Raw genomic sequence first — 18,127 nt, 5'->3', positions numbered from 1 at the left:
CCACGAGTTGCGTGGCTTTGGAAGATCGGGAGTCGTCGAGGAGATCCGGGCTGCTGGAGGCGAGATCTTCGCCGTCACCAGTGAGCCCCAGAGTCTTGCGAGCGAAGCCCAGGACACATGGGAACTGGAGTATCAGGCGGTAGGCGACCCGCACCACGAGATCCTCGACGACTGCCGTGAGAATGACCGGTTCGATCTCTACATCGGCGACACCGGGGTACTGGAGCGACACTGGTCTTCGCACCCGAACGGCATCTTCCAGGCCGGGATTCTGGCCCTTAGCGAGGACCGACGGGTGCTGTACCGGTGGCACTGTCGCCCGACTCACCAGAACCGTGGCGGCGCCTCCGGTCGAGTCACCGCGTCGCATGTGTGGTCGAGCGTCCGAGACGGGCTAGCCGGCGACACCGACGCCCCATGGGATACCGATCCCCCACTCGACGCCCCAGAGGCCTTCTGGCCGTACTTCGTCGCTCAGCTGTTCGCCCATGGATGGTTCGTCAAGCCGAAGCGATTCCCGCTCGGCCGACCCGACGACAAGCCGTCCGCTCGCATATCCGCGATGAAGCCACGACTCATCGGCTTCGCGGCGGCCTGGGCCATCTGCTTCGTGCTCCTGCCGGCTCGCCGAGTCCTGCTCGCTCTGGTCGGCTACGCCGTAGCCATCACACCAGCAGTCCGCAGGGTGAACCGCGAGTTCCAGCACGTTCCCGCCGGCAGATCACCCGAGCCCGGCGGGCGAAGCCTCGGCACCGAGCCCCCGAAACCCCTCCCTCAACAGGCGGGCCGCTGAGACGAAGAGGCGAGTCGGGTTACTCGAAGGTGCGCCTGGCCGTTTCCCAAGCGTTGATCTTGTCCCAGTCGTACTGCACGCCGAGCCCTGGGCCGGTGGGCACCGCGACGCATCCATCGGCGCCCACATCGTCGAGGCCATCGCCGTACCCGTCGGCATAGATCGGCGGCTGCAGGCAGTTCTGCGATGTGTCGGGATTGACCAGGCCGAGCTCGTAGAACAGCGTGTTGGGAATGGCCGACATGCAGTGCCGGTGCATCGGGCCGGCCGTGTGGAGCTGCACCTCCATACCGATGGCGTCGCAGAAGTGGGCCAGCTTCATCGTGCCGGTGATGCCGCCGTCCAGCTCGGGATCGACGTGCATGATGTCGGTACCACGAGCCAGCACGAAGTCGGCCTTCTGCTCGAATCCCCTGATGTGCTCGGCAATGAGCATCGGCGTGCGGATGAATTCCCGCAGGCGCTGGTGTGCGGCGGCGCTCGACGAGGCATCGCGGTAGGGGTCTTCGTACCAAAAGAATCCCAAGTCATCACACGCCCGACCGACTTCCACGGCATCCATGAATGACCCCAAGGACGACGCAGGGTCGGTCATCAGCTTCATCGAGGACCCGACACGATCGCGAACCGCGGTCATGATGCCGATCTCATTGCTCACGCTGCCGTCGAAGAAGCCGTGGATCTTGTACGCCGGCAATCCGCGCTCCTGGCATTCCTCGGCGAAGTCTGCGTACTTCTCGATGCTGTCGAGGCCGCCGGGCGTCTGCTGTCCCGGAGTCGTGCTCGCATATGCCGGCAGCCGTTCGCGGTACCCGCCCAGCAGCTGGCTGATGGAGGCGCCGTACTTCTTGCCCGCGAGGTCCCACAGGGCGGTGTCGAGTGCTGCGATGCCGACCTTGTCGAAGTGCCGGAACTGGATCTTGAGCAGTTCGAAGATCCGTTCGCGCTGGGATGGGTCCCTGCCGATCAGCAGCGGCGCCATATCGCAGACCTGCGCCATTGCATGTTCGGTTGCGCCGTAGTGGGGTGCGTAGCTGCCCGTGAGACCGTCGTCGGACTCGATCGATACCATGAACTTTGAGACGCTCGTCTCCGCCCCAAGCGAGTACGTCCAGATCGTGGGACCGACATCGCGGAGCTGGTACGTGTAGGCCTGAACGACGATTCGGCTGATCTTGCTCATGATTCACCTCGGTGAGATTCCTGTCGCAGCAGGCGGCGAGCGGCCTCGACGACCACGCCGACGGCACGCTCCTCGGTGGCAGTGATGCGAGCCTCGTCGACGACGGACTCCGACTCGGTGCGCTGGGCGATCACCCCGGCGACGCACCCGGCCCGCCAGCCGTTGGCCGCGCACATCGTGAACAGCGTCGCCGACTCCATCTCGTAGTTGAGTACGCCGATGCGGCGCCACTCGGCCAGGCTGCCCCGCAGCCACCCGACGACATCGCCGGCCACCGTGTCGTAGCGCTCCTGGCCGGGGTAGAAGGTGTCGCTCGACGCTGTGATCCCCACCTGATGGGGAGCGTCGAGGGCGACCGCTGCATCGACCAAGGCCCGGGTGCACTCGAACGAGGAGGCAGCCGGGTACTCCAGCGGAGCGAAATGCCGGCTCGCGCCGTCGAGGCGCACCGCCGCCTGGGTGATGACCAGGTCACCAATCAGCAGATCAGGCTGGATCGAGCCGGTGGTGCCGACCCGCAGGAACGTCCGCACGCCGAGCTGGGCTAACTCCTCGACTGCGACCGAGGTCGACGGCCCGCCGACACCGGTCGAGCAGACCACCACCGGCTGGCCGTCGATCGACGCTCGATAGGTCGTGAATTCTCTCACGGAGGCCAGGTGCGCCGGCTCGTCCATCGTCTGGGCGATCCGCGCCACCCGCGCAGGGTCGCCCGGCACGATCGCGAGCGTTGCCCCGCCCAGATCGGCGGCGGACACGCCTAGGTGCATCACCCGCTCGTCACTCATCACCCGACCCTATTTCTCAGCCGCGCACGACACCGCCGCTGGGGTGTCGGAAGCCGATCCCGGCCGAGATGTCTCGCTGTCGGCGGTCTCTGCCGTTAGTCCACTGCGGCTGGTCGGATGGCTGAAGCCGGCCGGAACGCGTCGATGTATTCGGTCACCGTCGAGATGTACGGCCCGCCGATGAGGTCGACGCAGTACGGGACGGCGGCGAACACGGCGTCGAGGCACTCTGAGATCGCCTTGGGCTGACCCGGCAGGTTGATCACCAGGGCACCGTCGCAGATGCCCGCGGTCTGGCGGGACAGGATCGCAGTCGGCACTGCCTTCAGCGACGCGGTGCGCATCGCCTCGCCGAAGCCGTGCAGCATCTTGGAACAGGCTGCCTCGGTGGCCTCGGGGGTGACGTCGCGCAGCGCCGGACCGGTGCCGCCGGTGGTGAGGATGAGACAGCATCCCGTTGCCGCCAGCTCCCGGATCGCTTGGGCCACCTGGTCCTGCTCGTCGGGAACGAGCGCAGCCTGCGCAGACCATTCCGAGGCCATCACACGCTCGAGATAGTCATGAATCGCCGGTCCTCCCCGGTCTTCGTAGTCGCCGCGGCTGGCCCGGTCCGAGACCGTCACGATGCCGATCAGCGCGTGCGTCGAGAGGTTCTGCATTCCGTCGGAGGTGCTGTTCACGCCGGAACCGTACCGCCCGATTGGGAATAGGTGCCATTCCCATACTCGAAGGTTTGCAGTTGCCCGTCAAGTGCAGTCGGGGCAGATGCCGAAGACGTCGAGCCGGTGAGTGTTGGGCTGGAACCCGCTGGTGTCCAGCGCCTGGTCGAGTGATGTCTGGAGGCTGCGCTCGTCCGCGGCGGGCATGAAGAAGTCGTCGACCGTGCCGCACACGGTGCAGATGGTGTGGTGGTGACGGCCGATGATGTCCTCGGAGAACTCGTAGCGAGTCGGGTCATCGATCCCGACGACACGCCGGACGATGCCTACGCTCTCGAGGTCGGCCATGTTGCGGTAGAGCGAGCTTTGGGTGAGGCGCGGCCGCAGCTCGAGCATCTCGGGGATGGTCGCGGGCCGAGCGGCGCGAACGAGGAGTTCCACGAGTTCTCGCCGACCCTTGGTGTAGAGCTGCCCGGCTTCATTCAGGCGGGCCGACACCAGTTCGTGGGTCTCGGCGAGTCGCTCGCCCATCACTGCATTCTACCGAGGCCTGTTACGCCAGCTTGAAGGCATTGCGCGGCCGCTATGCGGTGACTCGGGCGACGAATGCGGCAATCTCATCGATCACCTCATCCCGGTTGGTCTCGTTCACGAGCTCGTGGCGGGCGCCCTCGTGGAGGCAGATGGTCTTGTCCTGGCTAGGCATCAACTGCACCGCCTCAAGCGAGGTGCGGTAGTCGACAAACGGATCGTCGGTGCCGTGGCAGAACAGCACAGCCATCGTGAGGGCGCTGACCTGGGCCCGGAATCGGTCCAGGGCGATGACCTCGGCTTCGAGCAAGGGCCGCTTGTACTTGCCTCGATAGATGAGCGGATCGGTGGCGTAGGCCTCGACAGCGGCCGTGTCACGGGACATGCCCGAGAAGTCGGTCGTGGCGGGAGGCAGCTCCGGCTGCGCCAAAACCTCCCGGGCCCAGTTCCAGTCGCCGATTACTGCGCCAAGCAGGACGATGCCGGCGACATCGTCGGGGTATTCCTGGGCGAATCTTGAAGCGAGCAGCCCGCCCATCGAGTGCCCGATCATCACCATCGGCAGCTCCGGATGCTCGGCCTGCGCGATGTCGACGAGCGTCCGGAGGTCGTCGACCACGTGTTCGAAGTCGGTGATGAGCGCCCGCTCGCCGTCGCTGCGACCGTGCCCCATGTGATCCTCGCCGTAAACCGCCGCGCCATCGGCCATCAGCCGCTCGGCCAGGTGGCCATAGCGGGCCGCGTACTCCGCGTAGCCGTGCACCACCACCACGATCCGGCGCGCCGGGCCGTCGGGGACCCATCGCTCGTAGTGAATCGACCCCTCTGACCCAACGAACCTCGGCACGGGTGCGGTTCTAGCACCCCCGCGCACCGGCGCCATTCGGCCCAGCCTCGTCCTCAGTCTCGTAGGAACGGTTCTCATTCTGGTTAGAGTTCCTGTCCGGCTTCCATCGTCGAAACACACCCTCATGAGCACGGCACCCGACGACACCCCGCACACCCTGGAACGGGTGGGTGAGGCCAAACTCCCGACGAAGCACGGCCTGTTCACGATCTTCGCCTACACCGGAGAGGGCGCAGGCGAACATGTGGCACTGGTCTTCGGCGATCCGCACTCGCGTCGCGGCGGGGTACCGGTGCGCATGCACTCCTCGTGCGTCACCGGCGACGTGTTCGGTTCGTTGCGGTGCGATTGCGGGCAGCAGCTTGAGCTCGCGATCCAACACGTGACCTCCGCAGGGGCCGGCGCGATCCTCTATCTCGATCAGGAGGGCCGCGGGATCGGTCTCGCCAACAAGATCCGGGCCTACGAATGCCAAGACGCCGGCTTCGACACCGTCGACGCCAACACGACGCTGGGCTTCGAAGCCGACCAACGTGACTACGCGCCTGCGGCCTGGATCCTCCGTGACCTCGGCATCGCTGACGTCGAGCTGCTCACGAACAACCCCCACAAGGCAGAGAGCCTCCGCGAGCACGGGATCGCCGTGGAGCGCGTGCCGCTCGCTGTCGTGCCGAACCTCTACAACCACCGATACCTCGAGACCAAGGCCCGCCGACTGGGCCATCAACTTCCCGCCACGAACGGGCACGACCCGGCGTGGTCACAGCAGCAGAGGAGTTTCCCGACAGATGAGCAGCTACACGCTTGAACCCATGCCGACCACCCTCGTGGGAGAGGGCAGCGTCGCCGATCTCGCCCAGCACGTACGGGCCCACGGCAGCCGCGCCTTCGTGGTGAGCGACCCGGGCGTGCGCGCCGCGGGCGTCCTCAACACCGTCATCGACGCCCTCACGAAAGACGCTCTCGAGTGGTCGGTCTTCGACGACGTCGACCCCAATCCGACCGATGCCAACGTCGCGGCTGGGGTGGAGTCGCTGCGAGGGTTCGGCACCGAGGACGTCGTGATGGTGCTCGTCGGCGGCGGGTCGGTGATGGACTGCGGCAAGTACATCGCCATGGCAGCACCGTCAGGCATCGAGGACTCGTCGCTTGCCTTCTCCCCCGAGCTCGACGACGCCGACCGGATCGACTTCGCCACCCTGGCGCCTCCGGCCCGGGCCAGTGCGCCGTGCGTGCCCACGGTCGCCGTGCCCACCACCTCTGGCACGGCATCGGAAACCAACGGCGGCGGGCTGATCACCCGGACAGAGGACCATCGCAAGCTGACGTTCAGCCACCCGGACGTTCGGCCGCGCGCTGTCGTGCTGGATCCGCTCCTGACCGTCGGGCTTCCGTCGGGTGCCACTGCGGTATGCGGCATGGATGTGCTGACGCACGCCATCGAGGCCTACACGTCCACCGCATCGAACCCCTACGCCGACGGCCTCGCGCTGCAGGCCATCCGGCTCACCGGGCAGTGGCTCCCCCAGGCCGTCGCCGTCGGCAGCGACGTGCAAGCCCGGGCGTCGATGCAGATCGCGTCCCACCTGGCCGGCCGTGCGTTCTCGTCGGGCCCGCTGCTGGGACTCGTCCATGCCACCGGTCATCCCGTCTCGGGCACCTTCGGCGCGGCCCACGGGCAGACGCTCGCCACCATGCTCCCCCACATCATGCGCTTCAACCTCGAGTCGGTCTCCGACCGCTACGCCGACGTGGGCCAAGCGCTCGGCGTTGCCCGCGACCCACTGGCGGCCATCGAGGCAGTCGAGACGCTGTCGGCAACCGTCGGTACCGACCGCAGCCTCAGCGACCTCGGCGCCACGGCGCAGGACATCGACGGGCTCACCACCGACGCGTTGCGCGACCTCATCATTCTGAATACGCCGCGCTACCCGAGCCGGGAAGAAGTCCATGCGCTGTACGAACAGGCGATGTAAGTGAGCCGGCACGACCGTCCTGCTTCTGGGGACCTCAGTAATCTCGCCGGCATGGACGCTGCCGATGCCAAGAACATCGTTCGTGCTGAGATCGACCGCCTGACGCCAGCGCTGCTGGATCTCTCGCACTCGATCCACGCCAACCCCGAACTCAACTTCGAAGAGCACCACGCCCACGAAGCCCTGACCGGCGTGTTGGAAGACAACGGGATCGACGTGACGCGGGGCGCCTACGACATGCCGACGGCGTTCGACGCCCGCGTCGGCGCCGCCGACGGACCCACGGTCGCGGTGCTGTGCGAGTACGACGCACTCCCTGGGATCGGCCATGCGTGCGGTCACAACATCATTGGCTCGGCGGGGCTCGGCGCAGGCATCGCAGTGGCGAAAGTCGCCGAGGCTCTTGGCGGCCGGGTCGCCATTCTCGGGACGCCCGCCGAAGAGGGCGGCGGCGGCAAGGAATTCATGATCCGCCGCGGCGCCTTCGACGATGTCGATCTGGCGATGATGGTGCATCCCGCCGATCGCGACCTCCGCACGTTTCACGCGATCGCCATCCAGCAGCTGCACGTGACCTACGACGGCCAGGCGGCCCACGCGGCTGCCTCACCGCACCGGGGCCGAAACGCTCTCGATGCAGCCGTGCTCGGCTACAACGCGGTCGCTGCGCTGCGCCAGCACATCCGGCCCGACGAGCGGATCCACGGCATTTTCACCGACGCGGGCGACAAGCCCAACATCGTGCCGTCGCGCGCTGCCGCGGAGTGGTACGTGCGCAGCCACAAGATGGCGAGCCTCGAAACGCTCAAGGAGCGGGTGCAGCGATGCCTGCAGGGAGGCGCCGACGCCTCTGGGTGCGAGATGCAGGCCGAATGGATCGACCCGCCCTTCTACGACATGATCGACAACCACCCCCTGCTCGACGTGTACGTGCGCAACGCCATGGACGTCGGGCGTCACCCGCTTCCCTCAGAGGAAGGGTCGATGGTGGTCGGATCGACCGACATGGGCAACGTCAGCTACGCCGTCCCGTCCATCCACCCGATGATCAAAGTCGCCCCCGAGGGCACCCCGATACACACACCGGAATTCGAGGTGTACACGGGTCGCGAGGAAGGCGACCAGGCAGTCATCGACGGCGCGCTCACCCTGGCGCTCACCATGGTCGACTGCCTGTCCAGCGCGGACACTCGCGAAGAGATCCGTGCGGCATTTTCCCCGAGCGCATAGCTTCACCGAACGAACAGCACAGGAGCGTTGCGTTCCATGTCATTGACCCAGTACCGGATTGACCGCGACGGCGCAGACCGTCTGCTCTTCCTCATGCACGGCTACACCGCCGAGCAGCACCACCTTGCGTCGTATGTACCGCTCGTCGACCCAGACGAACGCTTCACCGCGATCGCACCGCGGGGACCGATCGACATGCCCGACGGCGACGGTGCGGGCTGGTGGTCGATCGACCTCGAGACGTTCGAACAGGACATCTCGCGGTTCGTGCCCTCACTCGAGATGCTCGAGTCATTCATCGCTGACGAGGCCGGCAAGGCTGGCGTTCCGCTTGAGCGCTGCATCGTGGGCGGGTTCAGCCAGGGCGGCTATCTCTCGCTGGCGCTCGCCGGCAGGGCGGGTGCGCCCCGCTACGCCGGCGTGTGGGCCATCTGTTGCGGCCTGCCGAGCGCGCCCGGGCTCGACCTCGACCTGTCCAACGGCGACGGCCGGCCGGCGCTCTTCCAATGGGGCACCCGCGACATCTTCATCGGCCAGGAGCAGCCCAAAGAGGTGATCGCGGCCCTGGGCGACGGCGGGTGGAACCTGCGACACCACGCCTACGACATGGCTCACAGCCAGACCATCGAAATGATGGCCGACGCCCGCGAGTGGCTCGCCGGCGTCCTCTGAGCTGTCCTTCTAGACAGCCAGCTTGACCAGGCCTCCGTCGGCCCGACCGACCAGCAGGCTGTCCTCGCTGACCCACCGGAGTCGACTGGTCGCCGCATCGGACTCGAGTGCGGTCACCGGTGACAGGTCCTGGCCAGCACGGGTCGGGGCAGCCCACACGATGGTGCGGCCCTCTCCTCCCCCCGTGGCGACGGTGCTGCCGGACGGATCCCAATCGAGGTCCTCAATGTGGTTGTCATGACCGGAGGCCGCGGCCGGCGCGGTGCCGGCGGGTCCCTTGCCGCCAAAGTCCCACACGGTGATCTCGCCGAGGCACGCAACTGCCAGCCATCGGCTGTCGTGGCGGAACCTCAGCCGCTCGATCTTGGAGGGATAGCCGGACATCGAGAGGTCCTTGCCGCTCCAGAGCCGCCACAGATGCACGGTGGCGTCCTGGGCGCCGGCGCAGGCCCATGCTCCGTCGGGAGACATCGCCAGCGACAGCAGCGACCCCTTCCAGTCAAAGCGACGTCGACGGCCGGTCCGCGGTCCGACGACGTCGTGCCAGCCGATGCCGCCGTATGCGGTCGCACCGACGCGGCTGCCGTCGGCTGACCAGGCGACCGCCGTCACCGTCGAGGGCTGGTCGTCGAAGTCGTGGAGCAGCGCGCCGTCTTGGTCGGTGATGAGCAGGTGCCGGCCGGCGCCGACCGCAAGCACAGGTGCGTTCGGCGACCAGGCCAGTGCCGTCACCCAGGCCGACGCGTCAACGACGCCCTGCGCAGTTCCGGTGCGGTCGTAGATGCGCACGCATCCGTCCTGGCCCCCGACTGCCACGCGGCCGCCATCGGATGACCAGGCAGCGCTCAGCACTCCCATCTCGTGCCGTTCCAGCGCAGTGGCCGAGCCGTCATCGACGTCGATGAGGGAAGCCTCGCCGCGGAGCGACCCGACCACCGCCTGGCCGAGGTCCCGGCAGACCTCGAGCACCTGCACGTAGTCATCGACGTCCACCCGCCATAGCGCGATGGGTGTTGTCCTAGCGTCGGTCATACCAGGCAGGACCTGAAGCTGGCCTCCAATGACTCTCGGTCGAGGTTGCGTCCGATGAACACGAGACGGTTGCGTCGCTTCTCCCCGTCGCCCCACTCCCCTTGGCGCTGGCCGTCAAGCAGCATGTGGACGCCCTGGAACACGTAACGCTCGTCCCAGCCGGCGATCGACAGGATGCCCTTCGAGCGGAAGATGTCGGTGCCCTTGGTACGCAGGAGATCGCCCAGCCATTCGTTCAGCCGGTCGATATCGAGGTCGCCCTCGGCTTCGATCCCCACCGATGTCACGCTGAGGTCGTGCTGATGCTCGGCATCGGGGTCGAGGAACTCGGGATCGTCGGCCAGCACACGATCTAGCGAGAACGCGCCGACCTCGAGGATGGCATCGAGGTCGACCTTTCCGTACTGGGTCCGGATGATCGGTGGCAGTGGGTTGATCTGCCGGATGCGGGTTTCCACATCGCCCAGCTCGTTGTCGTCGGCAAGATCGATCTTGTTGAGCACGACCCGATCGGCGAACGCCAGCTGCTCGACGGCTTCGTTCTCGACCCCTTCGGGCTTCTCTTCGTCCAAGTGCGGAACCAGGTGCTTGGCGTCGACCACCGTGACGATGGCATCGAGCCGCAACTGGGCTGACATCTCGTCGTCGACGAAGAACGTCTGAGCCACCGGTGCCGGGTCGGCCAGCCCCGTCGTCTCGATGAGGATCTGGTCGAAGCGGTCCTTGCGCCGCATCAGATTGCCGAGAATGCGGATCAGATCGCCTCGAACGGTGCAGCAGATGCAACCGTTGTTCATCTCGAAGATCTCTTCTTCGGCATCGAGGACGATGGCATCGTCGATGCCCACCTCGCCGAACTCGTTCTCAATCACCGCAATCCGCTTGCCGTGCTGCTCGGTGAGGATGTGATTCAACAGCGTTGTCTTGCCCGCACCGAGAAAGCCCGTCAGCACCGTTACAGGAACTCGATCATCAACCATGAGTTAGATGGTAATGATTCCCATTCCCGAGTGCACCGTGGCGCCTGTTGGTGCTGCGCTCACTGATGGTCGTCGATGCGGACGGTGAATTCGAGGCCTCCCGTGAAGGGCAAGGTCATCGTGCGGAGCTTGTTGGCGGGGTCATTGAGGAACTCGAAGTAGGGCGCGTAGCCCTCAGCGGACGCGATGGTGTTGTCGGTGACCACGACCGCGCCGGGACGCAGGGCTGGGGCGACCAGCTCCAGCGCGTCGAGCGCGACGTGCCAGATGTCGACGAGCAGGAAGTCGACTGGTCCCCCGCAGTCGACCAGCGATTCACGCAGATCGCCTTCCCGAAGTTCGATCCAAGGGGCGAGACCCGCTTCGGAAAAGTTGGCCCGAGCAATGGCGGCCTTGTCCGGCTCGTACTCGGTGGCGATCACCACGCCGTCGTCATGGCCGTTGTCGCGCACAGCGGCAGCCAAGTACAGCGTGGACACGCCGTGTGACGTGCCGGCTTCGACAACACGACGAGCACCCAGGGCACGGCACACTTGGTAGCAGAATGTCGCCTTGTCCCGATCGAGCGCGACGAGCTTGTCGGCAAAGAACCGGCGCATGTTGTCGTCGAAGCCGCGCTGGCTCCGGTCTTGGCCGCTCAATCGCCGTTGCTCCACAGTGAACGCGGACGTCTCTGCGATCTGCTCGTCACTCTGAGCGTGCAACCGGTCGAGCAGCCCTTCGAGCGCAGAATCATGCGGCGGTGACGTCATGCGGTTCCTCTCCCGATAGCCGTGCGTCGCGGGCCGAGTTCCTCGGCAGCCGACACATAGTCACAGACCCAGGACTGCTCGCACTCCGTCGTCGATGGCATCGACTAAGACCCGCGGCAGCACACCCGCACGCTCCTCAAGCCAAGTGCGTTCGACCAGCTCCAGTCCGAGCGGCACGGCAACGGAGTCGGAGGGCAGGCCGGTCACCGCGGCGTTGAGCAGGACATTGCCGGCGAGACCGGCCCGATCGAGATTCCTGGTCAGCGGCACAACATGGGTTTGCCAGACGTCGACGTTCAGAACGTCCTCAGACGACACGACCACGCACGGCCGGCGCTTGTCGAGGTCGATCCAGTACACCCCGCCGCGCACTACCACGGCGCAGATCGCTCCATCCGCTCGCCGACCTCAAAGGCGTCCGGGGGCACCAGCCCCTCAGGGGCGGCTAGCGCCGCATCCGCTATGAGCTGATCGGCGAAGGACATGGTCGACTTGGCCGCATGGCGCCGGAGCTGATCGGTCACCCACCTCGAGAACGGCACGTGCAGGCTCTCGATGATCGGCACGACGTCATCGGGCACGCTGATCGTCTTATTGGGCACGTACGTATTATACGTACATATTCAGGCGAAGGCTCAGCGAACCAGCAAAAGAACGGCGCTTGGAATGGTGAAGTACGCAGACGGGCTGGCGAACAGGAATGACGCTCGATGCGTTTCGAAGGGCCTCCGGCCGGTGCCCTGTTAGTTTCCGATGAGCGGAGCAAATCCCGCAATGCGTTATCGGGGGAAGGAAGGACGCAATGTCGGATTCGACCGAGTTGGATCCGCGGGGAACCAGGGCAGCGCTCGACGAGGCCAGCCATGCGCCGGGCGCGATCTATGCCAGCCCGGAGATCTTCCGCCGCGAGGTGGATGAGTACTTCAAGCGCGAGTGGCTGTACGTCGGGCGAGTCGAGGAGCTGGCTGATCCGGGCGACTTCATGGCGCTGCGCCTGGTCGGCGAGCCCGTGCTGCTGTCTCGCGACCGAGACTGTGAGCTGCACGCCAACTACAACATGTGCGTCCACCGGGGCGTCGAGGTTGCGTACGGATCGGGCAATCTCAAGGCCTTCAGTTGCCCGTACCACGGCTGGGTTTACGGTCTCGACGGCCAGTTGAAGGGCGCCGCCTACATGGCCGACTCCAAGGAATTCGACGTCGCCGACTGCGCCCTGACGCCGCTGCGGCTCGATGTGTGGCGGGGCAACATCTTCATCAACTTCGACCCCGATGCGAGGCCGCTGGCCGACGCGATGGCCGTGCTCGACGAGGAGTTCTCGTTCCTCGGGTGGGAGAAGTGCCGCCTGGGCAACAAGATCGACATCGACCTGGCGTGCAACTGGAAGTTCGTGCACGAGAACCTGATGGACTTCTACCACGTCGGTGTGCTGCACGCGGGCAGTTTCGGCGCCAACTTCAGCTTCGAGCCCGACCACGTCAACATCAAGCCCGACGGCGGCCTCTCGATCTTCTACAACGCCGGCCCGCCCACCCCGGGGGCCGAGCCGCTGCTGGGCAAGATGCCGTGGCTGGAGGACCGGCCGCACAGCTTTGCCTGCACGGCGTTCAGGGCGCCCAACCTGACGTTCTTCGGCCGCATCGACTGCATCCGACCGATGATCGCGTGGCCGATCGACGAGGGCCACACCCGGGTGGTCATCTACCACCTGTTCCCCGAGGAGTTCTTCGACCGGCCCGACTTCGACGAGACGCTGAAGATCTACCACGACTACCAGATCCTGGTGCTCGAAGAGGATCGGCTGATGATCGAGTCGATGCAGCAGGCGATGAGCTCGCCCGCCTACCGGCCTGGGCGCATGAGCACCCTGGAGAAGGGCATTCACAACTACCTCAACGGCTACCTGGACCGCATTGTCGACGGGGCGACCCCATGACCGCGACGGTTGCGGGCGCAGCCGACGTGCTGATGCGCGACTACATGGCGTTGGAGCCGGGCGAGACCGTCGTGATCACCGCCGACACCGACAGCGACCCGGAGGTGTGGCAGGCGATACACCGGGCATCGCTGCTCGCCGGCGCCAATTCGTCGGTGCTGCTGATCCCGCCGCTGCCGTATCAGGGCCGCCTCGCCGACCCGTACCTCACGCCGGCAGTCTCGGCTGCAGCGCTGGCCGCCGATGTGTGGATCGACCTCACCTTCCCCTACCTCGCCGGCTCGGAACTGCACGATCAGGCGATGGAGAGCAACCACATCCGCTACCTGCTGGGTGCCGACCTGAACGCCGGCGGCCTGCTGAGGCTGTTCGGGCGGGTCGATCTCGACCGCTACTTCGCCGTGCACCACGCCTTCGACGCTCTGGTGAACGACGCCGAGGGCAAGACGGTGCGCATCACCGACAGCGGCGGCACCGACGTGAGCTTCACGCTCGGGGAGCGTGGGTTCTCCAAGCCGAGACGAGCCGACAAGCCCGGCACGGTGTTGGTTCCCGGGCAGTGCACGCTGTTTCCCGAAGTCGAATCGGTGAAGGGGCGCATCGAGATCGGCGCCATCTTTCACGAGTACTACACCTCGCTCGCCGCACCCATGACGCTGGAGATCGACGGCCGCATCCGCTCGGTGACGGGCGGCGGCAACGAGCGCACCGTCGCCGACCGGGCGCTGCGGCGAGCGGGCTCCGACGGCAACTACGGCTACGTCATCCACTTCACCCACGGCATCCATCCCACGGCCCGGGTCACCGGCAGCTCGTTTATCGAGGACACCCGTACCCAGGGCAACAACGCCATCGGCATGGGAATGCCGTGGTGGGATCCCGGCGGCGGTGAGAACCACCCCGATGCGGTGCTGTTCATGCACACCATCGACATCGACGGGCAGCGTGTCGTCGAGGACGGCGCCATCGTGGGCCCTGAGTCATTGGTGGCCCTGGCGGCCGACCTGCAACCGGTCGTCTGAGTCGCCATGAAACCCGCACCGTTCTCGTTTGTCGCCCCCGAGTCGCTCGACGAGGTGGTGCAAGCGCTGGCCGGGCACGGCGACGACGCCCAGATCCTCGCTGGCGGCCAGAGCCTGGTTCCGCTCATGAACCTCCGGCTGGCTCGACCCGAGGTGGTCGTGTCGATCAACCGCTGTCACGAGCTCGACTACATCCGGCTTGTCGACGACCGCCTCGTCATCGGTGCGCTCGTACGCCAGATCGATGCCGAGACCAGCCCGCTTGTCCAGGCCGAGTGCCCGCTGCTGGCCAAGGCTCTCCCCCACGTCGGGCTGCCCGCCACGCGCAACCGCGGCACCGTCTGCGGCAGCCTGGCGCACTGCGACCCGCTGGCGGAGCTGCCGGCCGTTGCGCTCGCGTTGGAGGCCGATCTGGTGCTCACGAGTGCCGCCGGCGAACGTCGGGTGCCGGCCCACGACTTCTTCGTCGCTGAGATGACCACCTGCATCGAGCCGGGCGAGGTCGTTTCGGCGGTCACGTTCGCCCGACAGGACCCAGGCGAGCGAAGCGCCGTAGGGGAAGTCTCGAACGGGGGCCACGTGTTCCCGGTGGGCGGAGTGGCACTGCGGTGGGCCAGCTCGGACGGCATCTGCACGATGGCACGCATCGCGGCGTTCGGCGTCGGATCGGTGGCCCAGCGCCTGGGCGACGCCGAGAGTGCGCTGGTCGGCTCCGACGTCGGCCCAGCGGCGATCGCAGCCGCGGTTGCGGCGGCGCGCAGCGAGGTCGACCCGACCGGTGACATCCACGCCGACGCCGACTACCGGCGGCACCTCGTCGGCGTTCTCCTCGAACGCGGCCTGCTGGAAGGGAGCGTCCATGACTGACGAAGTCGAGGTGACGGTCACCGTCAACGGGCGCACCCGCCAGTCCCGGGTGGAGCCTCGGCGGCTGCTCATCGACTACCTGCGGCACGATCTCGGCCTGACGGGCGCCCACATCGGCTGCGAGCAAGGGGTGTGCGGCGCATGCACGGTGCTGCTCGACGGCCGCACCGCCCGCAGCTGCCTGCACTTCGCTGTGACGGTCGACGGATCGGACATCCGCACCGTGGAAGATCTCGCAGACCTCGACGAGCTGCATCCGATCCAGGAGATGTTCCATCAGAAACATGCGCTGCAGTGCGGCTTCTGCACGCCGGGCTTCCTGCTCACGGCAGTCGAGCTGCTGGAGCGCACCGCCGACCCCGACGAGGCCGCCATCCGGGAGGCACTGATGAACAACGTCTGTCGCTGCACCGGCTACGCCAACATCGTCGACGCGGTGGCCGAGGCCGCGGTGGAGCTGCGACGGAGGAGCCCAGCATGAGCGGCGACCAGAACGGCGCTGTCGGGCAGAGCGTGCTGCGCCGCGAAGACGAGTACCTGCTGCGAGGCCAAGGCCGCTTCGTCGACGACCTGCCTACGCCGCTCAACACCCTGCACCTCGCCTTCGTGCTCAGCCCCTATGCCCACGCCCGGATCACCTCGATCGACACGAGCGAAGCAATGGCGCTCGACGGCGTGGTCGACGTGCTCACCGGAGCAGATCTCGCGGCCATGGTGAAGCCGATCGCCGCCCAGATCGAGCTGCCCGGCTACAGCTTCAACACCCGCGATGTGCTCGCAGTCGACGAGGTGCGGTTTGCGGGCGAGGCGGTGGCTGTGGTGGTGGCTGAGAGCCAGTATCTCGCCGAAGACGGCATCGAGCTGGTGGAGGTCGACTACGAGCCGCTTCCCGCGATCACTGACATTCACGAGGCCACCGATCCCGCCGCCCCGCAGGTCAACCCGACCGTGCCGGGCAACGTCTATTTCGAGGGCCGGTTCGCCACCGACAATGTGGCCGCCGGCTTCGACGCGGCGGCTCACGTCATCGCAGAGGACTTCAACTCGAACCGTGTGACCGCTGTGCCGATCGAGCCCCGCGGGTGCCTTGCGGTGCCCGAGCAGCCGGCCAACCTGGTCTTCTACTCCTCGACCCAGATTCACCATCTGCTGCGGACGGCCCTAGCCGAATTCCTCAATGTTGCGGAGTCGACGCTGCGGGTCGTGGTGCCCGACGTCGGCGGCGGCTTCGGCATCAAGGCGGCGCTGTACCCCGAGGAGTTCGTCTGCGCCGCGCTCGCGCTGCGCCTGCGCCGGCCCGTGAAGTGGATCCAGGACCGTTACGGCGCCCTGCTCACCGACGTGCACGCCCGCGACAACCACTACCGGGTGGAGGCTGCGATCGACGACGACGGCATCGTGCTCGCGCTGCGGGCCGAGATCCGCACCAATGGCGGCGCCTACTCAGCGCTGCCGTTCGGCTGCACTCTCGAAACCACTGGCGGGGCCCGCATGATCGTCGGGCCGTACCGCATCACCGAATACGAGTACACGGCCACCGCCGTCGCAACCCACACGGCGCCCGTGCTGGCCTACCGGGGCGTGGCCCAGCCGGTCTGCTTCATGGCGATCGAGGGCATCATGGATCGGATCGCCCGCCGGCTCGGGCTCGATCCAGCCGAGGTCCGGCTGCGCAACATGGTGCCCACCGCAGAGCTGCCGTGGACCAACATCGTCGGCGTCCGCTACGACACGGGCAGCTTCGTCGAGTCGCTCGAGATGGCGATGGAGATGGCGAACTACGACGAGTTCCGCGCCAGCCAGAGCCATGGCCGACTCGTCGACGGCAAGTACCGGGGCATCGGCATCTGCAGCTTCACCGAGGTGAGCGGCACCGGCGCCCCGGGCTGGCGTGCCCGTGGGCTGACCCGCCTGCCCGGGTTCGACAGTGGCACGGTGAAGGTGGAGCCCACCGGCAAAGTGACGGCCTTCGTGAGCCACGCCCACTCAGGGCAAGGCCACTTCACGACCTTCGCTCAGGTTGTCGCCGACGCGCTCGGGGCCCGGCTGGAAGATGTGACGGTCGTCGAGGGCGACACTGCCGCTGGGCCCTACGGCACGAACACCTTCGCCAGCCGCAGCGCGGTCACGGGCGGCGGAGCGCTGATACGAGCGTCGGAGAAAGCGAGGCTGAAGCTGGCGCGGATCGCCGCGTTCATGCTCGAGTCGACGCCAGAAGACATCGTGGTCGCCGACGGCCGGATGCATGTCGCCGGCGTGCCGAGCCGAGGCCTCTCGTTCCAAGAGGTCGCCGAGACGGCGTACGCGATGAACACCAGCGACCTGCCCGAGGGCGAGAGCTTCGGTGTCGAGGAGACCGACTTCTACGACCCGCCCCTGGTCACCATGGCCAACGCCACCCACATCGCGCAGGTGGCCGTCGATGCCGCAGACGGCACCGTCGACATCGAGGGGTACGTCGTCGTGCACGACTGCGGCCGCGTCATCAACCCGATGATCGTCGACGGCCAGGTGATGGGCGGTGTGGCCCAGGGCATCGGCGAGGCGCTCATGGAGGAGTTTGTGTACGACCCCGACGGCGGGGTCCGCACGGCGACGCTGATGGACTATCTCCTGCCGAGCTCGGTGGACGTGCCCAACTACCAGATCGCTCACATCGAGTCGCCGTCGATCGACACCGTCGGCGGGTTCAAGGGCGTGGGTGAAGGCGGCCTGATCGGCGCAGTGGCCGCGCTCGTCAACGCCGTCGCCGACGCACTGTCCGATCTCGACGTCAACGTCAACACCAAGCCGCTCCGGCCCGCGCTGCTGTCACGCCTCATCCGGGAAGCCGGCGTCTGACCGCGCAGCCTCCTCATC

The 18,127-nt window shown here is 66.8% G+C and carries 20 protein-coding genes; 10 read left to right on the top strand and 10 right to left on the bottom strand.

Features of this window, described 5'->3' with window-relative positions:
* The first annotated feature begins 7 nt into the window (after positions 1-7).
* On the top strand, positions 8-793 hold the full coding sequence (locus ACOGW9_RS03215) for a hypothetical protein (protein ID WP_419908308.1): 786 nt from the start codon (positions 8-10) through the stop codon (positions 791-793).
* Between the two features lie 19 nt (positions 794-812).
* On the opposite strand, the gene ACOGW9_RS03210 is transcribed toward ACOGW9_RS03215, so the two are convergent.
* The 5 genes from ACOGW9_RS03210 to ACOGW9_RS03190 all read right to left on the bottom strand — a co-directional run bounded on the left by ACOGW9_RS03210 (position 813) and on the right by ACOGW9_RS03190 (position 4,801).
* Positions 813-1,976 (bottom strand): enolase C-terminal domain-like protein, encoded by a 1,164-nt coding sequence (locus ACOGW9_RS03210; RefSeq protein ID WP_419908306.1) that lies wholly within the window; start codon positions 1,974-1,976, stop codon positions 813-815.
* Positions 1,973-2,764 (bottom strand): uridine phosphorylase, encoded by a 792-nt coding sequence (gene udp, locus ACOGW9_RS03205; RefSeq protein WP_419908304.1) that lies wholly within the window; start codon positions 2,762-2,764, stop codon positions 1,973-1,975. The genes ACOGW9_RS03210 and udp overlap by 4 nt, the downstream gene beginning before the upstream one ends.
* Before the next feature lie 95 nt (positions 2,765-2,859).
* Positions 2,860-3,423 (bottom strand): molybdopterin adenylyltransferase, encoded by a 564-nt coding sequence (mog, locus tag ACOGW9_RS03200; protein WP_419908730.1) that lies wholly within the window; start codon positions 3,421-3,423, stop codon positions 2,860-2,862.
* Positions 3,424-3,510: 87 nt separating this feature from the next.
* Positions 3,511-3,954: a Fur family transcriptional regulator gene (locus ACOGW9_RS03195; protein WP_419908302.1), complete on the bottom strand. Its 444-nt coding sequence runs from the start codon at positions 3,952-3,954 to the stop codon at positions 3,511-3,513.
* 52 nt (positions 3,955-4,006) lie between these two features.
* Positions 4,007-4,801: an alpha/beta hydrolase gene (locus tag ACOGW9_RS03190; RefSeq protein ID WP_419908300.1), complete on the bottom strand. Its 795-nt coding sequence runs from the start codon at positions 4,799-4,801 to the stop codon at positions 4,007-4,009.
* A gap of 124 nt (positions 4,802-4,925) precedes the next feature.
* On the opposite strand from ACOGW9_RS03190, the gene ribA reads away from it, so the two are divergent.
* From ribA to ACOGW9_RS03170, 4 genes are read left to right on the top strand one after another with little or no spacing between them, the layout of a single operon-like run.
* Positions 4,926-5,609 carry a GTP cyclohydrolase II gene (gene ribA / locus ACOGW9_RS03185; RefSeq protein WP_419908298.1) on the top strand — a complete coding sequence of 228 codons (684 nt, stop codon included), beginning with the start codon at positions 4,926-4,928 and terminating at the stop codon, positions 5,607-5,609.
* Positions 5,590-6,777: an iron-containing alcohol dehydrogenase family protein gene (locus ACOGW9_RS03180; protein ID WP_419908296.1), complete on the top strand. Its 1,188-nt coding sequence runs from the start codon at positions 5,590-5,592 to the stop codon at positions 6,775-6,777. Before ribA ends, ACOGW9_RS03180 begins: the two co-directional genes overlap by 20 nt.
* Positions 6,778-6,828: 51 nt before the next feature.
* Complete coding sequence (locus tag ACOGW9_RS03175) at positions 6,829-8,007, top strand: M20 family metallopeptidase (RefSeq protein ID WP_419908294.1); 1,179 nt, start codon at positions 6,829-6,831, stop codon at positions 8,005-8,007.
* A gap of 36 nt (positions 8,008-8,043) precedes the next feature.
* Complete coding sequence (locus ACOGW9_RS03170; RefSeq protein WP_419908292.1) at positions 8,044-8,679, top strand: alpha/beta hydrolase; 636 nt, start codon at positions 8,044-8,046, stop codon at positions 8,677-8,679.
* 9 nt (positions 8,680-8,688) lie between these two features.
* Here ACOGW9_RS03170 and ACOGW9_RS03165 read toward each other — a convergent pair whose 3' ends face one another.
* Genes ACOGW9_RS03165 through ACOGW9_RS03145 form a run of 5 tightly spaced genes read right to left on the bottom strand, consistent with a single transcriptional unit; the run spans position 8,689 to position 12,045 of the window.
* Positions 8,689-9,672 (bottom strand): WD40 repeat domain-containing protein, encoded by a 984-nt coding sequence (locus ACOGW9_RS03165; protein ID WP_419908290.1) that lies wholly within the window; start codon positions 9,670-9,672, stop codon positions 8,689-8,691.
* 35 nt (positions 9,673-9,707) lie between these two features.
* A complete protein-coding gene (locus tag ACOGW9_RS03160; RefSeq protein WP_419908288.1) occupies positions 9,708-10,691 on the bottom strand; it encodes a CobW family GTP-binding protein in 984 nt (327 codons plus the stop codon).
* A 59-nt stretch (positions 10,692-10,750) separates the two neighbouring features.
* Positions 10,751-11,443 (bottom strand): O-methyltransferase, encoded by a 693-nt coding sequence (locus tag ACOGW9_RS03155; protein ID WP_419908286.1) that lies wholly within the window; start codon positions 11,441-11,443, stop codon positions 10,751-10,753.
* A gap of 60 nt (positions 11,444-11,503) precedes the next feature.
* Positions 11,504-11,821, bottom strand: coding sequence for a type II toxin-antitoxin system PemK/MazF family toxin (locus ACOGW9_RS03150; RefSeq protein WP_419908284.1), 318 nt, complete (start codon positions 11,819-11,821; stop codon positions 11,504-11,506).
* The gene (locus ACOGW9_RS03145; protein ID WP_419908282.1) at positions 11,815-12,045 is read right to left on the bottom strand and encodes a hypothetical protein; all 231 of its coding nucleotides are present in this window, start codon (positions 12,043-12,045) and stop codon (positions 11,815-11,817) included. The genes ACOGW9_RS03150 and ACOGW9_RS03145 overlap by 7 nt, the downstream gene beginning before the upstream one ends.
* A gap of 200 nt (positions 12,046-12,245) precedes the next feature.
* On the opposite strand from ACOGW9_RS03145, the gene ACOGW9_RS03140 reads away from it, so the two are divergent.
* The 5 genes from ACOGW9_RS03140 to ACOGW9_RS03120 are packed head-to-tail and all read left to right on the top strand — an operon-like array spanning position 12,246 to position 18,109.
* On the top strand, positions 12,246-13,379 hold the full coding sequence (locus tag ACOGW9_RS03140) for an aromatic ring-hydroxylating oxygenase subunit alpha (protein WP_419908280.1): 1,134 nt from the start codon (positions 12,246-12,248) through the stop codon (positions 13,377-13,379).
* On the top strand, positions 13,376-14,401 hold the full coding sequence (locus tag ACOGW9_RS03135; RefSeq protein ID WP_419853772.1) for a hypothetical protein: 1,026 nt from the start codon (positions 13,376-13,378) through the stop codon (positions 14,399-14,401). Before ACOGW9_RS03140 ends, ACOGW9_RS03135 begins: the two co-directional genes overlap by 4 nt.
* Before the next feature lie 6 nt (positions 14,402-14,407).
* The gene (locus tag ACOGW9_RS03130; protein ID WP_419853773.1) at positions 14,408-15,268 is read left to right on the top strand and encodes an FAD binding domain-containing protein; all 861 of its coding nucleotides are present in this window, start codon (positions 14,408-14,410) and stop codon (positions 15,266-15,268) included.
* Entirely contained in the window at positions 15,261-15,749 is a 489-nt protein-coding gene (locus ACOGW9_RS03125; RefSeq protein ID WP_419853774.1) for a (2Fe-2S)-binding protein, read from the top strand. Before ACOGW9_RS03130 ends, ACOGW9_RS03125 begins: the two co-directional genes overlap by 8 nt.
* Positions 15,746-18,109, top strand: a complete 2,364-nt coding sequence (locus ACOGW9_RS03120; protein WP_419908277.1) for a xanthine dehydrogenase family protein molybdopterin-binding subunit — start codon at positions 15,746-15,748, stop codon at positions 18,107-18,109. Before ACOGW9_RS03125 ends, ACOGW9_RS03120 begins: the two co-directional genes overlap by 4 nt.
* Positions 18,110-18,127: the final 18 nt, after the last annotated feature.

Source organism: Candidatus Poriferisodalis sp., assembly GCF_965203655.1.
Taxonomy (GTDB): Bacteria; Actinomycetota; Acidimicrobiia; order Acidimicrobiales; family Poriferisodalaceae; genus Poriferisodalis.
The sequence above is the reverse complement of the archived record's forward strand: the minus strand, read 5'-3'. Positions and strand labels throughout refer to the sequence as shown.

Excerpts from the sequence above, each read along its gene's own strand:
- ACOGW9_RS03210 (WP_419908306.1), bottom strand. The coding sequence starts at position 1,976 with ATGAGCAAGATCAGCCGAATCGTCGTTCAGGCCTACACGTACCAGCTC.
- udp (WP_419908304.1), bottom strand. The coding sequence starts at position 2,764 with ATGAGTGACGAGCGGGTGATGCACCTAGGCGTGTCCGCCGCCGATCTG.
- mog (WP_419908730.1), bottom strand. The coding sequence starts at position 3,423 with ATGCAGAACCTCTCGACGCACGCGCTGATCGGCATCGTGACGGTCTCG.
- ACOGW9_RS03195 (WP_419908302.1), bottom strand. The coding sequence starts at position 3,954 with ATGGGCGAGCGACTCGCCGAGACCCACGAACTGGTGTCGGCCCGCCTG.
- ribA (WP_419908298.1), top strand. The coding sequence starts at position 4,926 with ATGAGCACGGCACCCGACGACACCCCGCACACCCTGGAACGGGTGGGT.
- ACOGW9_RS03180 (WP_419908296.1), top strand. The coding sequence starts at position 5,590 with ATGAGCAGCTACACGCTTGAACCCATGCCGACCACCCTCGTGGGAGAG.
- ACOGW9_RS03175 (WP_419908294.1), top strand. The coding sequence starts at position 6,829 with ATGGACGCTGCCGATGCCAAGAACATCGTTCGTGCTGAGATCGACCGC.
- ACOGW9_RS03170 (WP_419908292.1), top strand. The coding sequence starts at position 8,044 with ATGTCATTGACCCAGTACCGGATTGACCGCGACGGCGCAGACCGTCTG.
- ACOGW9_RS03160 (WP_419908288.1), bottom strand. The coding sequence starts at position 10,691 with ATGGTTGATGATCGAGTTCCTGTAACGGTGCTGACGGGCTTTCTCGGT.
- ACOGW9_RS03155 (WP_419908286.1), bottom strand. The coding sequence starts at position 11,443 with ATGACGTCACCGCCGCATGATTCTGCGCTCGAAGGGCTGCTCGACCGG.
- ACOGW9_RS03140 (WP_419908280.1), top strand. The coding sequence starts at position 12,246 with ATGTCGGATTCGACCGAGTTGGATCCGCGGGGAACCAGGGCAGCGCTC.
- ACOGW9_RS03135 (WP_419853772.1), top strand. The coding sequence starts at position 13,376 with ATGACCGCGACGGTTGCGGGCGCAGCCGACGTGCTGATGCGCGACTAC.
- ACOGW9_RS03130 (WP_419853773.1), top strand. The coding sequence starts at position 14,408 with ATGAAACCCGCACCGTTCTCGTTTGTCGCCCCCGAGTCGCTCGACGAG.
- ACOGW9_RS03125 (WP_419853774.1), top strand. The coding sequence starts at position 15,261 with ATGACTGACGAAGTCGAGGTGACGGTCACCGTCAACGGGCGCACCCGC.
- ACOGW9_RS03120 (WP_419908277.1), top strand. The coding sequence starts at position 15,746 with ATGAGCGGCGACCAGAACGGCGCTGTCGGGCAGAGCGTGCTGCGCCGC.